Source organism: Borrelia sp. A-FGy1 (assembly GCF_014084025.1).
GTDB lineage: Bacteria > Spirochaetota > Spirochaetia > Borreliales > Borreliaceae > Borrelia.
Window position 1 is genome coordinate 546,674 of the sequence record NZ_CP043682.1, and the last position, 15,547, is coordinate 562,220.

The 15,547-nt window shown below is 28.2% G+C and carries 15 protein-coding genes and 2 tRNA genes; 9 read left to right on the forward strand and 8 right to left on the reverse strand.

Annotated elements, in window-relative coordinates:
• The first annotated feature begins 96 nt into the window (after positions 1–96).
• Genes F0310_RS02600 through F0310_RS02615 form a run of 4 tightly spaced genes read left to right on the forward strand, consistent with a single transcriptional unit; the run spans position 97 to position 5,219 of the window.
• A complete protein-coding gene (locus F0310_RS02600) occupies positions 97–855 on the forward strand; it encodes an MBL fold metallo-hydrolase (protein WP_182117398.1) in 759 nt (252 codons plus the stop codon).
• 19 nt (positions 856–874) lie between these two features.
• Positions 875–1,636: an exodeoxyribonuclease III gene (gene xth, locus F0310_RS02605; protein WP_182117399.1), complete on the forward strand. Its 762-nt coding sequence runs from the start codon at positions 875–877 to the stop codon at positions 1,634–1,636.
• An 18-nt stretch (positions 1,637–1,654) separates the two neighbouring features.
• Complete coding sequence (locus F0310_RS02610) at positions 1,655–2,419, forward strand: hypothetical protein (RefSeq protein WP_182117400.1); 765 nt, start codon at positions 1,655–1,657, stop codon at positions 2,417–2,419.
• On the forward strand, positions 2,397–5,219 hold the full coding sequence (locus F0310_RS02615) for a M16 family metallopeptidase (protein WP_182117401.1): 2,823 nt from the start codon (positions 2,397–2,399) through the stop codon (positions 5,217–5,219). Before F0310_RS02610 ends, F0310_RS02615 begins: the two co-directional genes overlap by 23 nt.
• A 12-nt stretch (positions 5,220–5,231) precedes the next feature.
• On the opposite strand, the gene F0310_RS05785 is transcribed toward F0310_RS02615, so the two are convergent.
• The 8 genes from F0310_RS05785 to fusA form a co-directional block, all read right to left on the reverse strand.
• Complete coding sequence (locus tag F0310_RS05785; protein ID WP_232535942.1) at positions 5,232–6,074, reverse strand: hypothetical protein; 843 nt, start codon at positions 6,072–6,074, stop codon at positions 5,232–5,234.
• A 155-nt stretch (positions 6,075–6,229) separates the two neighbouring features.
• Positions 6,230–6,664: a hypothetical protein gene (locus F0310_RS05790; protein ID WP_232535943.1), complete on the reverse strand. Its 435-nt coding sequence runs from the start codon at positions 6,662–6,664 to the stop codon at positions 6,230–6,232.
• A gap of 124 nt (positions 6,665–6,788) precedes the next feature.
• Positions 6,789–6,861 (reverse strand) — tRNA-Lys (locus F0310_RS02625).
• A gap of 94 nt (positions 6,862–6,955) precedes the next feature.
• A tRNA-Lys gene (locus F0310_RS02630) sits at positions 6,956–7,028 on the reverse strand.
• 52 nt (positions 7,029–7,080) lie between these two features.
• Entirely contained in the window at positions 7,081–7,725 is a 645-nt protein-coding gene (locus F0310_RS02635; RefSeq protein ID WP_182117402.1) for a tetratricopeptide repeat protein, read from the reverse strand.
• Entirely contained in the window at positions 7,722–8,072 is a 351-nt protein-coding gene (locus tag F0310_RS02640; protein ID WP_182117403.1) for a bactofilin family protein, read from the reverse strand. The genes F0310_RS02635 and F0310_RS02640 overlap by 4 nt, the downstream gene beginning before the upstream one ends.
• A gap of 79 nt (positions 8,073–8,151) precedes the next feature.
• Positions 8,152–8,847, reverse strand: a complete 696-nt coding sequence (locus F0310_RS02645; RefSeq protein WP_182117404.1) for a Bax inhibitor-1/YccA family protein — start codon at positions 8,845–8,847, stop codon at positions 8,152–8,154.
• A gap of 15 nt (positions 8,848–8,862) precedes the next feature.
• Positions 8,863–10,941 (reverse strand): elongation factor G, encoded by a 2,079-nt coding sequence (fusA, locus tag F0310_RS02650; RefSeq protein ID WP_182117405.1) that lies wholly within the window; start codon positions 10,939–10,941, stop codon positions 8,863–8,865.
• A 360-nt stretch (positions 10,942–11,301) separates the two neighbouring features.
• On the opposite strand from fusA, the gene F0310_RS02655 reads away from it, so the two are divergent.
• The 5 genes from F0310_RS02655 to F0310_RS02675 all read left to right on the forward strand — a co-directional run bounded on the left by F0310_RS02655 (position 11,302) and on the right by F0310_RS02675 (position 15,547).
• Positions 11,302–11,529, forward strand: coding sequence for a KTSC domain-containing protein (locus tag F0310_RS02655; protein ID WP_182117406.1), 228 nt, complete (start codon positions 11,302–11,304; stop codon positions 11,527–11,529).
• Positions 11,530–11,720: 191 nt separating this feature from the next.
• Positions 11,721–12,806, forward strand: coding sequence for a hypothetical protein (locus F0310_RS02660; protein ID WP_182117407.1), 1,086 nt, complete (start codon positions 11,721–11,723; stop codon positions 12,804–12,806).
• Positions 12,807–12,876: 70 nt separating this feature from the next.
• Entirely contained in the window at positions 12,877–13,410 is a 534-nt protein-coding gene (locus tag F0310_RS02665; RefSeq protein WP_182117408.1) for a tetratricopeptide repeat protein, read from the forward strand.
• A gap of 95 nt (positions 13,411–13,505) precedes the next feature.
• A complete protein-coding gene (locus F0310_RS02670) occupies positions 13,506–14,138 on the forward strand; it encodes a hypothetical protein (RefSeq protein WP_182117409.1) in 633 nt (210 codons plus the stop codon).
• Positions 14,139–14,326: 188 nt separating this feature from the next.
• Positions 14,327–15,547, forward strand: coding sequence for a ribose-phosphate pyrophosphokinase (locus tag F0310_RS02675; protein WP_182117410.1), 1,221 nt, complete (start codon positions 14,327–14,329; stop codon positions 15,545–15,547).

Here is a 15,547-nt window from a genome sequence, read left to right on the forward strand (position 1 = left end):
TTTATATTTTACTTTTGTATAGAAATTGGGTTTTCTTTTATTCTTTTAGTTTATTGTTGTATAATGAGATACCTTAAGAGGTGAAGTGGAAATAGTGTGTTGGGGATTTTTTTAGGAACAGGTGCATCGAGTGGTGTCCCTATGTTAAATTGCAATTGTAGGGTATGTAACTCAGATTCTACTAAAAATAAAAGGCTTAGAAGTTCATTACTCCTTAATGTGCGTGAAATTAACATATTGATTGATACAGGTCCTGATATTAGAACTCAGCTTTTAAGAGAAAATATCTCTAGTATTGATTTAGTTTTGTATACTCATGAACACTATGATCATATTATGGGTCTTGATGATATTAAGTTTTATACAAGAAATTTCCCTTTAAATATATATGCCCGGGAAAGTACTATGCAACATATTAAAAATGCTTTTCCACATAATTTTACGTCAAAAATATCTTTAAGTGGCAAAGCTAATATTATTTCCAATTTAGCAACAGAATTAAAGCCAATTATTTTTAGAGGAATAGAAATAATTCCAATTCCCTTACTGCATGGTGATATAATTAGTTTGGGATATAGGATAAAAAATATAGCATATCTTACTGATGTTAAGTTTATTCCAGATATTTCTTATAAATATTTAAAGGAACTAGATGTATTAATAATAGATGCTTTAAGAATTAAATCTCATCCGTGTCATTTGAATTTTGATGATGCTACTGATGAGGTTAAAAAAATAAAACCTAAAGTTGCTTATTTTACGCACATAGCACATGATATAATGCATGAAGAATTTGATTATTTAAAAAAAGATAATATTTATTTGGCTTATGATAGGCTTCAGATACATATTTAATTAGAGGTTGTAGATCTTTGTGAAATTAATTTCATGGAATGTAAATGGAATAAGGGCTATTTTAAAGAAAGGGTTTCTTGATTTTGTTGAAAACCATAGACCGGATATTTTATGCCTTCAAGAAATTAAGGCAAATAAAGAGCAATTAACAAAAGATCTTATCAAGATTAAAGGATATCATTCCTATTTTTCAAGTTCTATGATAAAGGGATATGGTGGTGTTTGTATTTATTCAAAAATAAAACCTGTTAAAGTAGATAACATGAATAAAGAAATATTTGACAAGGAAGGAAGAGCACTTATTTTATATTATCATGATTTTATTCTTATTAATGCATATTTTCCTAATTCTCAATTTTTGAGAAAAAGACTGGAATTTAAGCTTGAATTTTTAATCCATCTTAAGTCTATTGCACATTCTTTCATAAATTTTGGTAAAAACCTTATAATATGTGGTGATTTTAATATTGCTCATACTGAGATTGATCTATCTAATCCTAAGACTAGTAGAGACCATGCTGGATATTATATTGAAGAAACTACTTGGATGGATAATTTTTTGAATGAGGGCTATGTTGATACTTTTAGAATGTTTAATAAGAATCCATATAACTATACATGGTGGGATTATAGAACAAGGGCAAGAGAACGTAATATTGGGTGGAGAATTGATTATTTTATTGTGAATGAGCTTTTTAAAGCTAGAGTAAAAAATGCTTTAATTTTAAGTGAAGTAATGGGTAGTGATCATTGTCCTATTTTTTTGCAGTTAGATTTGTGATGAATGGGGGAGGTATGCATGAATAAATTTTTTTTATTTATTCTTATTTTTTTTATTCAAGTGTTTGTTTTTGGAATTGATTTAGAAAATATTGATTTTTATCGTGCTCTTGATAGGAGAGAATTAGTATTGGTAATTCATTTATTTGAACGAGAAAAATATTTGAGCCAAAATAGTAAGCTTTTAATATATATTGACTTAGCTAAGGAAGCTTTAGCTGAAAAAGATATTCGGATAGTTCAAGATAAAAATAGAGTAGGTGAGAAAAGTTATATTGAATCTTTAAGACGACCTGAGAACTACAGTAGTGAAAAATTTGTTTTAAATGTATCAAAGGCTTTAAATATTTTAATCTATTTTGATAGTAAGGATAGGATTTTAAAAACTTTAGATGGACGGAATATAGGCATTGAAGATGGTAAGTTTGTAATTTTAGATTCTTTTTATAAGAAAAGCTATGGTGATGTGTCTAAGGAGCATACTACTATTGAAATTTATGAAGTAAGTATTTTAAATCCTGATTTTAATAAGTTTAGGCTGGATAAAGTAGGCTCTTTTGTTTTTCTTAGTGAGTTTAATAAAAAAGTTTACTTTAATAATATTTCAAGTTTATCTAATATTGAAATTTTGTTCTTATTTTATGAATTATTCCCTATTTCGAAGTTAAAGGGCATAAAAGATTGGTTTGATTTTGGATTTTTATCTATTCTTAAAGAGATTAAAAAAGTTTATAGTCTAGAAATAGACTCAAGGAGGAGAATTGAAATATCAGAATATCACTAATATAAATAGGCTTATCGTTTTAATTTCAGTATTTCTTATTTTATCTTGTGCTACTTATAAATTAAAAACTGACAAGAACTTGGTAAGTGGTCAACTTGAGAATGGACTTAAGTATTATATTTATCCTAACAGAATACCAGAGAAAGCTGTTTATATGGGTATTTTATTTAATGTTGGTTCTTTGAATGAGGAAGATCATGAGAGAGGTTTGGCTCATTACCTTGAACATATGGCTTTTAAAGGAACAGAAGATTATCCAGGTAGTGAGGGTGTTTTAAAGGTTCTTAAAAAGTTTGGAATGTCATTTGGAGCAGATATTAATGCCTATACTACTTTTGATAAAACTTATTATAGCCTTAATGTGCCAGATGGTAATAATGAGGCAGCAGTTGATGAGGCTTTAAATATTTTGAATAACTGGGCATCAAAGATGGAATTAAATAAATCAGAAATAGAAAAAGAGCGTAATATTATCATTGAAGAGAAGAAACGTGGAGAGAGTTATCCAGGTAGAATTATTGAAAGAATATTTAAGTTTATTCTTGGCAATAGTAGATATGTAGACAGATTTCCTATTGGACTCGAAGATAGAATTTTATCATTTAAATCAGAAGATTTTAAGAAATTTTATAAGAAATGGTATAGACCAGAACTTACTAGTGTCATTATTGTAGGAGACATCGATCCTAGTAAGATTGAAGAAAAGATAAAAGAAAAATTTTCATCTTTCAAGAAACCTAAGAGTGAGAAGGAAAAGATTAACATAAATTTAGATACAGTAATGAATGAAAGGTTTATTAGCATAGAGGACTTTGAAATTCCTTTTCCTAGTATAACTTTTGTTAAAAAAGATATTGTTGTACCTATCTCTACATCTAATCATATTAAGAAGAATATTGAAAGGGTCTTATTAAATAGTCTTTTTACAAATAGATTTTCTGAGCTAAAGGCTTCTGGAATAAATTATTTTATGTCTTTTAACAAGGATGATTTTTCTAAAAAATCAGATGATAATTATATTTTAATTAATAAAATTTCTATTGATTTAAATCCAGATTCTTTAAAAGAAGGTATTGAAGAGTTTTTTTACCAATTTAAGAGAATAAATAAATTTGGATTTACTCAAGGTGAGGTGGATAAGGTTAAGGCTCAACTTATAAGCTTTTATAAGTTAAGTAAAGATAACATAGGTAATAGAGATTCATCTACTATTATTAATATTTTAGTAGATATTGCAGCAGAAAATTCTTACATGTTGGATATGCATGATTATTATGATATTGCTATTGAGCATTTAAATAAAGTTAGTCTGGCTACAATAGCAATTTTGGCTAAGGGTGAAACGTCTATAAATGATAAGGCAATTATTTATTCTTATTCTAATAAGTCTCATTTTGATTTGACTTTTGATAAAATACAAGAAATACAGGAGCTTGCATTAAAAAGAGAAATTAAGCCTTATGAAGATGTATTAATTCAAGGAAAATTTTTAAAGGAGGACTTGGTAAGCAAAGAAATTATTGATAATAAAGAATTTTTTGGAGGAATATCATCATTTACCCTTGAGAATGGAGTTGAAGTTTACTTTAAGCATAATGAATATAAGCGGAATATAGTTACTCTTAGTGCAAGTTCTTGGGGGGGCTTAATAAATGAGAATGCTGATCTTATACCTGTTTTAGCTATGGCGCCAGCTGTAGTTTCAAATTCAGGTTATGGAGACTATTCTCAACTTCAAGTTGAGAAATATTTGGCAGATAAGGTTGTAAGTTTAAATACAGCAGTTAATTTTCAACAGACGAGTCTTAGTGGCAGTGCTGAGGTCAAAAACATTGAAACTCTTTTTGAGCTTATATACTTTATATTTAATAAGTCAAAGGTAGATGATATTGTATTGCAAAATACTATTAGCGATATGGAAGCAGTCATTAAAAGCAGGGAGGAGGATTCTAAATATATTTTTAGAAGAGCTATTAATGGATTTTATAATAATGATGATTATCGTTATAGAGATATTAAGAAGTCTGATTTGAAAAATATGAAAAAGGAAATTCTTTTAGATTTTTATAAAAAGAGATTTACCTATGCAAATAACTTCAAGTTTGTTTTTGTGGGAGATATAGATTTAGATACAATAAAAATTCTTTCAAAGAAGTATTTAGGTAACTTGAATACTAAAAAATTGAATGAGTTTAAGGATTTAGATTATTCTTATAAGAAAGATGCTGGTAGAATAGTAGTAAGGAAAGGTAAGGATTCAAGTAGTATTGTTTATATTTTTTATCCTTTTGAATTCAATTACACACCCAAGATTGCTTTAAACTATTACGCTTTGACTTCTCTTTTGACTGATAGTCTTGTTAAAAATATTAGAAGGGATATGTCTAGTGTTTACTCAATAAACGCATACTTTGATTATTCTGTTAGGCAATATAAAAGTTCAGATGGATTTATAGTTGTAAATTTTACCGTTGAGCCTAAAGTTCTTGATAAAGTCTTAAAATCTGTATATGAGTACATGCTAAAGAGACAAAAGATAGATTATACGGAAGAAGATTTTAATTATGTTAAGAAAAATATCATTAAAGAAGAGAAAATTAAATCTCAATCTAATTGGTATTGGGCTTCCTTAATATTAGATTCAGTTCTTTGGACAGGTACTTTTGAAGATACTATAAGTACTACATTTATTGAAAATAATTTAAATAAAGATATTATAAATTCATTTTTAAAGAAAATTAATTTTAATCAGAAAACAGAAATTGTTTTGATGCCAGAAAAAGATAATTATAATAATTAGTTTGAATTTTGTTTAAAATATATATTTGTCTTTGAAAAGGATTAGTAGTTCTCCAGCTATTAGTCCTTTTTCATTCCATAATAGTTCTTCTAGCTTTAATGCCCATTCTTCATAATTTTTAGCGCCAGATTTGGGAAAATATCTGGTATTGATTAAAAATTCTGCAATATCTTCTTTTGGAATTTGGATAGTATAAGCATAAAATTCATTTATTACTAGATTATTAGACTTAATATAATAATCTTTACTGTCTAGAAATTTTATCCAAGCTTTTTTGTCTTTTTTAAGAATATTTTGATTCCAAAAAGTAGAGACAGATTTGCTAATATTATTGTCTGTAAAGAAATGCATATGCAAGATTTCATGCATTAGTATTATCATTTGAGCATCTCTTGATATAGTTTTATCTTCTGAATAGGTAGCAAATGCAATATTTCTTGATTTATTTTTTACTTTCAATGTGTGATTTTCAATATTTACTAGCTTATTAGCTATAATAATATTTCTTAATATGATCTCTTCTTTATTTAATTTAATATTTAATTTTTTAGCCATATTAAAAAATATAATTATATCTTCAAGTCTGTAGTTGTGTCCTGTCCAACCTTTTTTATTTTCTAGTTCTTTATTTGATAATATTTTTCCTATAAAATTTTTTTTCTCTGTAAAAAATGCTAATCTTTTGAGCATTAAAGATTGATCTTTTAATTTTTTGAATTTTAATACATATATTGCAGGATCTGCTATGAGATTAAAGAATTCAAAAGAGTTTCTTCTATAATTTTCTTTTTTGTAGTTAAAAATGAATTTTAAATCAGAATTTATTGGTTTATTAATATCATAATATTCATTCATGTTGATATATCCAATTTCACTTATTTGAATCATATCATTGTTTTTATTAAATTTTATTTCGTCGTTTTCATTCTCTAGTGATGTGTATTTTGTAATGTTGGATAATATTATTTTTTGAGTTTCTTTCTCAGAATATAATTTTGAAATTATAGGATTTAATATTTTTTTTTAGCTTTAAAGCCTATAAGAGGAAAAATATTCCTATCAAGATTAAATGCAATAGAATATTCATTTTGACTAATTAATATTTTAAACTTTTTGATATTTGATTCTTCTGTTTCTATACTTAAGTTTTTATTTTCAATATTATTTATAATAATAGACAGGATATTATTCATTTTAATTTCTATTGTTAATTCTTTCTCTTGATTAATTATTTTTGGGATTTTGTATGAATGAATTTCACTTTCGGTATTGATTTCTATATTTGTATTTTCATTTGTTTGAAGGTTTAGTATAAGGGTTTTAAATTTTTCTTTTTTGTCAAAGTATATTGTAGTTTGTTTATTTTTATTTATTTGTGTTTTTATTTCATGTGCGTTTATTACGTAAAAGCTTATTAATGCTAATAAGATAAAAATTTTTTTCATTATTGCATAAAAAGAGAGAATCTAAAAGATCCTCTCTTTAAAACATCCTCTAGGGGAATCGAACCCCTCTTGCCAGGATGAAAACCTGGAGTCCTAACCGATAGACGAAGAGGACATACAAATACGAGCTCAGTAGGACTCGAACCTACGACAAACGCCTTAAAAGGGCGCTGCTCTACCACCTGAGCTATGAGCCCCTGAAAACAAAAAATAAGTCCACTAAAATTAATAGTATAACTTACCTAAAAGTATGTCAATGCATACTTCTAAATGAACAAGCTTTAATTTCTTTGAGCTGCACAGGACTCGAACCTGTAACCGGCGGATTAAGAGTCCGACGCTCTACCACTTGAGCTAGCAGCCCAGCCCTTTATTATTTAAACTAATAAATAGAATAATTTTTTATAAGGGCAATGTCAAGAATTATTATTATTTTTTTCAAGTTTTTCCAGCAATTTTTTTGCTTCTAAATGATTGGGATTTAGGCTTAATAATGTTGTTAGAGTTTCTTTTGCTAAAATTTTGTTTTTTGTGTTAATTCTTGCTTTTGCAAGTTTTAGCAGTAAGTTCTGGTTGTTTGGTAAAAATCTTAGAGCGTTTTCATATGCAAAATCAGCTTCATTGTATCTTTCAAGTTTATATAGAGAGTCTGCTATTAGATTGTATACTTTTATTATGCGTGGTCCGCTTGGTTCAAGGCTAATATATTTTTGAAAATACTTAAGTGCATTTTTATATTGTTTTTGAAAAAAGTAAGATTCTCCTAATGCTTGAATTATTCTTGAATCATATTTTTTTATTGCAAGTCCTTTCATGGATTCTATTTCTGCCTTCTTATATTCTCTTGCTCCTATTAGACTCCATATAAGTATTACTCTTGCATCTAGGTTATTTGGATTTTGATTTAGTTCTTCTTGAGTATTTGCGATTGCTTCTTGAAATCTGCCTCCTTTGTATAATAGAAGTGAATCTTCTTTTTCTTCTTTTTCTTGTGCAATTAAGAAACTTGAATATGAGAAGAGAAATAAGATTATCCTTGAAAAAAATCTTTTATATGTCATTTTTCCTCCATTATACAATTTCCTTTAAATATTGCTCCTGAATCTATGAAGAGTTCTTTTGTTTTAATATTTCCAATTAATTTACCAGTTTTATATATTTTTATTGTTTCTAACGCTTCAATATTACCTTTTATTGTTCCGTGATTTAGAAAATGGTTGCACTTAATTTCTGCCTTTACATTAGCTTTTTCTCTTAAATATATTGAACTTGTAGAATTTATTAATCCTTTAAGCAAGCCTTCAATGATTATTGGCTTACTGCTTTCTATGTATCCTTCAAATTCAAAATTACTCTTTATTACATTTTGAGTGTTACTCTCTTCAAATTCTAAACTATCTATGCTCATTTTATCTCCTAAAAATGAATGCATCTTAAGCATTCATTTTTACTTGAAAAATTAAAGTATTTATATAAAAATTTTGATTTTAATCTTTTCTTTGCCCTATAAATCTTAGTAAATATAGGAATAGATTTATGAAATCTAAGTAAAGTTTTAAAGAGGCAACGACTACCATTCTACTTTTGAGTTCTGTTCCATCTTCTAACATTCTATTCATTTTAGAAATATTTTGAACATCATAAGCTGTTAAACCTGTAAATAATATTACTCCTAACAGTGAGATTAAAAAGTTAAGTCCTGTACTTCTGAAGAATATATTAAAAATAGAAGCTATAATGATACCCCATAAGCCCATAATAAAGTAACTTCCCATTTTTGTAAGGTCTGTACTTGTTGTATATCCATAAAAAGACATTGCAAGGAAAGTTAAAGAAGTAATTCCAAATGTATAAAATATTGAACCTTGAGTGTATATTAAAAACACAGAAGATAATGTTACCCCTGTTAATGCTGAGTACCCTAAGAAAAGAGCGGTTGCTGTGGTGCTTGATATTTTCTCAATGGCCCCACTTATTGCATAAACAAGTCCAAATTGTACAAGTATTATTGCCATGAATGACATTGGATTTGAGAAGATTATGGCTCTCATTATTGCATTTTCAGATGTTGTGTAGGCAAATACTGCAGATATTAAAAGACCAATTGCCATTAGTCCAAAAACTTGAGATAAGAATTTATTTTTTATTCTTATTTCTTGTTGATCTTGAGTTAGTTCAAACATAATAATTCCTCCTTTTTATTTAGTTTTTTCGTTAAATTTTTTACATAATTCATCAAATATAGTGCTTGTAACTTTACCGTATCTTAGGAATTCCATTGAAAATTCAGCTTTTCCTTGTGTAGATGATCTTAAAATAGTCGAGAATCCAAACATTTCACTTAAAGGCACTTCAGCTTCAACTTTTGAGAAACTTCCCTCCTCAATAGATCCTAGAATTATACCTCTTCTTTGGTTTAAGAGACCAAACATATTCCCTTGAAATTCTGTTGGTCCCTCAAGAGATACTTTCATTATTGGTTCAAGTATAGTGGGTTTTGCTTTGTTATATGCCTCTCTGAATGCTCCAATCGCTGCAAGTTGAAATGCAATGTCGGATGAGTCAACAATATGGTATTGTCCATCATTAATTGTAATCTTAATGCCTACAATTGGAAATCCGATTAAGGTACCTTTTTCCATAGCTTTTTGGAAGCCCTTATCACATGATGGAATATACTCTGTTGGAATTACTCCACCTTTTATGAGGCTTATGAATTCATAAGTTTTCCCTTCTGTGTCAAGTGGTTCTATAAATCCAGCAACTCTTCCAAATTGACCAGCTCCTCCTGATTGTTTTTTATGTGTATAATTGAATTCTGCTTTTCCTGTTATGGTTTCTCTATATGCTACTTGTGGCATACCTGTATTGACTTCTGCTTTGAATTCTCTTCTCATCCTCTCAATGTAAACTTCTAGGTGTAATTCTCCCATACCTTGTATTATTGTTTCGTTTGATTCGGGATCCACATACGTTTTAAAAGTAGGGTCTTCTTTAGTAAACCTACCGAGAGCCTTTGCCATGTTATCTGCTGATTTTTTATCTTTGGGTTTAATGGATAAAGATATTACTGGGTCTGGGATATACATTGAGGTCATTGAATAATTAATAGAAGGATCACAGAAAGTATCTCCAGATGAACATTCTATCCCAAATAATGCAACAATATCTCCACTACTTCCAGATTCAATATCTTCAGTATTATTAGCATGCATTCTAATCAGTCTTCCAACCTTGAACTTTTTAGAGGTTCTTGAGTTTATAAGTTCTTGCCCTTTCTTTAAGGCTCCTTGATATATTCTAACATAAGTTAATTGTCCATATTGACCATCTTCTAACTTGAATGCTAATGCCACAGTAGGCAAGGTATCATCAGGCACAAGGTTAATTTCTTTTTCATTGTTGTTTATGTCAAGTGCTACATTTTTAATATCATGGGGAGAGGGTAAAAATCTAGTTATAGCATCGAGTAGAAGTTGAACTCCTTTATTTTTGTAAGCAGATCCCATAAATACAGGGCAAAGTTTTAAAGCTAAAGTACCGGCTCTAACAGCATCATATATTACTTCCACACTAACATCTTTCCCTTCCATATGAAGTTCCATGAGTTCGTCATTAAAGTCAGACAAAGCATCAAGCATTACTACTCTTTTTTCTTTTGCTTCTTTTAGTAGTTCATTAGGAATTTCTTTTTCTATAATTTTTGTTCCGTCTTTTCCTTCAAAGTAATAGGCTTTCATTAAAATGAGATCTATAACTCCGAGATGTTTATCTTCAAGTCCGATTGGAATTTGCATTAAAACAGAGTTTAAGTTAAGCTTTTTTTTAAGCTGTTCTTTAACATTAATAGGGTTTGCACCGGTTTTATCACATTTATTTATAAATGCAAGTCTTGGTACATTATATCTCTTTAGCTGCCTGTCAACTGTAATTGATTGAGATTGAACTCCTGCAACAGAGTCAAGGATAAGTATTGCTCCGTCTAGAACTCTAAGTGAACGCTCAACTTCAATAGTAAAGTCAACGTGACCCGGAGTATCAATGATGTTTATAGGATAATCTTTCCATTCAACATGAGTTGCAGCTGATGCTATTGTAATTCCTCGTTCTCTTTCAAGTTCCATTGAGTCCATCGTTGCCCCGACTCCATCTTTTCCTTTAACTTCATGGATGGCGTGTATTTTATTACAATAAAAAAGAATCCGTTCTGTGAGTGTAGTTTTTCCTGAATCAATATGAGCACTAATACCTATGTTTCGCAGTTTTTTATAGTCCATGGGACATTTTTCCTCCTAAGTTTGCATAATAGAAAACTAATTGCCATTGATTATTTTACATGATTTTTTTCAAAAAAGCTATTTTAACTGTGTTAAGTAAGAAGTTTGAATTAAGATTAAAGTGTTAGTAGTTATAAATGGTCATTATAAAACTGTAGTTTAGAGAAGGGTATTGTTATAGTAATTAATTTGTTTTTAGTTATCTTGACTAAATTTTATTAAAAATATAAGATTTGTTGACAGGAATATAGCATTTAGTAAATTTTGATTTTATTGATTAAGATTTTTTATTTAATGAATTTACTCTTTCTTTACTTTATATTTTATACTCCTAAGAATAACCATTTGGAGGGTATAAGTTTGAATACTTTAACAATATCTCATGAGTTGAGTAAAATATGTCAAGTTGATTATGACTCTGCTTTGGCTGAGCTTTCTGTATTTTTTAAAGACGGAAGAGCTTACAAATATTTTAAGATTGAACCAAGGCATTTTAATATAATCTCTAAGCTTGTTCAAGAGAGAAAATCAGTTGGCAAATATTTAACAGAGCATATATTTAACAAATATGATCAAGAAAAGCTTTAATTTTAGTTAGTAAAGAAGGGTTTCTAGTATTCTAGGAACCCTTCTTATTTATTTACTTACTGTTTAAATTTAGTGTTATTTTAAATATTTAAAGAGAAAAAGTTTTTAAATGTTGAATTGAACTTTATTAGCATAAGATATATTATTATAAGTAGTTAAGTATTGTGGTTTATATGGTAAAGGTAGAAGATATGAAAAAGGTTTTAATTATTGTAATTATGTTTTTGTGTATGGAGATTTCTTTTGCTAAGGTTTTTTACTTCTCGGCAGGCGTTAATTTTCAGGTTAGTCTTGAATCACTTTTTTTATTTAATAGAGATACTGGTACAGTATTAGATAATTGGCTAAGTATGAGATTATTTTCTATCTTGAGAGATTTTAAAAATAGAGCTATACCTCGTTTTAATGTATTTGTTAATAGTGCTACTACTATTTATAAATCTTATTTGGAAAATTATGATTCTGTTCTCAGTATACTTAATAGATTAAAAGTTTTACAAATAGCAGATATTTTTGAAGTTAATTTATCTTATTTAAAAGATATTAAATCTATTTTAGCTAATGCCCATGAACTTAGAGAAATTTTTTTTAAATTAAGTAAGTTAAATGTAGGTACTTTGATTGAAAGGTTAGATAGAACTAGTGGAATTAGAATTAAAAAATTTTTATCACAATTAGGCGAGACATCCAAGCATGCTGTTGAGTTGAAAGAAATGGTATTTAATCAATTGGATGAATTTGGAATTGGTAGTTCAGATGATTTTTTTGCATTATTAAGTGGAATTTCTACTCCAAAAAGTGTTTTAAATAATGCTCTTAGAAAGAAGTTATCTCCTTTGTTTAGTACTGGTCTTCAGGGATATTTTCAAGTTGGTATGCCTATTGTAAATAGCGATTTTTATTTTGGATTTGAACTTGGGTTTGGTATGAATTTGGGAAGAGCGTTAGCACCTCATGTTGGATTTTTAAGGGATTATTCATCTGATGATTTGGGTTTTGGGATAATGCCAAGACTTTTTTTAAAGTACGATATTTATTATATAGCTACTGCTCTTTTTGTGGGTTTTAGTGATAAATCTTTAGTATTAGATCCTATTTATGTGGGTAATTTGATTAGTGACGATAAAATAACTAGTTCTTTTAATGTTATTGAGACAGGATTTAGATTAAGGTTGGCATTTCTTAATTTAGAAACATCGGGATTGTTTTCTATTAGTGATTTTAAATATAGAGACTTAAGACTTGGACTTGGATTTGAGATTCCAATAATTATTTAAGTTTTTATTTGTTTAGTATTTAATTTTAATATATAATGACCTATCCAAATGGATAATATTTATATCTTTTATGTATAAAGTGTTTTTTATTTTATATTTTTGTTTGTTATTATCTTGTAATTCTCTTTCTAGGGAATATCAGGATATTTCAGACGAGTATTATAAGCTCGCCAAATTAAATGAGAATCTTGGTAATAATAAGGCTTCTGTATCCCTTTATGAGAAGTCTATTAAATTTAATTCTAATTTAAATAATGCATCTAGTTATAATTTTATTTTAGCTTATATAAATTTGAAAAAATATGATGAAGCTGAACTTAGACTTGGATCTTTAATGGAAAGTGATCCTAACAATATTTTGTTGATTAATTTAAAAGCTTATTTGTTTTTAAAAAAGAAAAATTTGGAAGATTCTTTAAGCTTATATTTAAAGACGTTAGAAGTTGCTCCTTCTAATAAGGAAGCACTATTCAATATTTTTTACATTTGTCATTTAAGGAATGACAAGGAAAATGCAAAAAAATATATATTGAAGTATAGAGAATTAAATTATTTGATACCCTCTAATGCAAGTGACATAGTTTCTTCTATCTTAGAGAATTGAGTTTAAAAGATGGGTTTTATGATATAATTAGCCAGTATTTATTGTATCAATTTTGATATAATAAATTGTTTAAATATCTTGGAGGGTCAGTTAACATGAGGGCGAAGATTTTGTTTTTGAGTCTTCTTATATTTATTTCAATTAATGCTTTTTCAGACACCACTTTTGAGCTTAATCTTGGGATTGGACTAGACATACCAGTTAGTATTATTTCAAACTTTTATAATACAGCTGTAGATTTGGGAAATAAATTGAAAACAGATGTAGTTTCAGTTGAGAGAAAGCAAATAGTAAAAGAATTTTCAGATATGGTTAATGTTGCTAAGACTGGTTTAAATTATGGGGGTCATGCACAAATGGGAGCGAGATTTGATGATCTTTTCTCACTTGGGTTTGAGCTTGGATTTGATTTTAATGTATTTCATGCAATAAATCGTTCTGGACAATTAAGCGATAGGGTTTCCTTTATTGGATCATTAGAACCTCGAATTTATACAAAATTAGATTTTTTTATTGGTGCTGTTGCACTTTTTACTGGTCCTAGATTGAATATGGCTACTTGGGTTAAGGATTCTATTTTAGATGAATTTGGTATTTTTTCATGGGATTTAGGTGGAAGAATTGTATTTTCTTTCTTAATGCTTGAGGCATTTTATAGTTGGAATATTAAGAATAATGTGTTTTCTGACTTAAAAGTTGGGCTAGGATTTGAATTCGGAATTATATAGAACATTATTGGGTAACTTAAATAATTTTTTGTATTAATTTAGAATAATTAATTTATTAATGTGTTTTCTTAATAAAAGGGCTCTTTTATTGTCTTGGCTTTAAGCGTCTTCTTTAGTTTTATGTGAATTTTTATTAAGTATAATATAAAATGTAAGAAAGATTTTATTTAATTAGGGAGTTTGTAAAATTGAGTTTGCTTATTAAAAAATCAATAGGCATTATTGCTTGTCCTGGTGGAAAGGTATTTGCTAATAAAATAGTTGATGAACTTAAAAAGATATTTCTATATTCTGAAAAGCATATTATTGAAAAAATCTCTGAGACTTCTGATTCTTTAAAAGAAGATATTTTAAAACTAGAAGGAATTTTACCTCCTTTTTTGGAAGGACTTGAGTTTTCTAGTATGGGAGTTGATGAAGACATGGCAATTCCTGTAAAGTTTGTTAAATTTGCTAATGGTGAATTTAAATCGGAGATTTTAAAAACTATAAGGAATAAAGATATTTTTATTGTTCAAGATGTTTCTAATACTTCTCCAGTTAATGTAAATGGTAATGAAAAGGTAATAATGACTATTAATGATCATATGATGAATTTAATGACTACGGTAGATGCATGTATTCAAGCTAAAGCTAATTCTGTAAGTGTTATTGTTCCTTCTTATCCTTATTCAAGGCAAGATAAAAAACATTCAAGGGAGGGATTAACAGCAAGTCTCTTTGGTAGGTTTTTAGAAGAATTAGGAGTTAAACATATTTTAACCTTGGATATTCATTCAAAAGCTATTGAAAATGTTTTTAGAAGGGCATATTTTGAGAATTTAAATGTATCTTATGAAATTTTTGAAGCCCTGGCTGAGTTAATAGATATTAAAGATTTAGACTTAGTCGTTGTTTCGCCAGATACAGGAGCTGTTAATAGAAATAAATTTTTTGCGTCTAATCTTAAGAGGCCCTTAGCTTTACTTTATAAAGAAAGAGATTATTCAAGAGTAGTACACAGTGTCAGTGATTCCAATATATCTGTTACTAAGCTTCTAGGAGATGTCGAGGGTAAAAATGTTTTTATGAGTGATGATATGCTAGCTACTGGTGGAACTTTTATTAAGGCTATGAAATTACTCAAAAGCATGGGGGCTAAGAAGATTATATGTGCAATAAGTTTACCATTTTTCAATGGAGATGCTATTAGATATTTTGATAAAGCTTATGAGGAAGGGTATTTTTACAAAATCATTGGAACAAATGCGGTTTATAATGATTCTGAACTTATAAATAAACCTTGGTATTACGAAGCTAATGTTGCGCATATTTTTGCAGGTGCAATTTTTGCAATTCACAATAGAATTAGTTTACAAAAAATTCTTGATAGAAGTGATGATATTCAAAATTTAATTTCAAAGAGATAA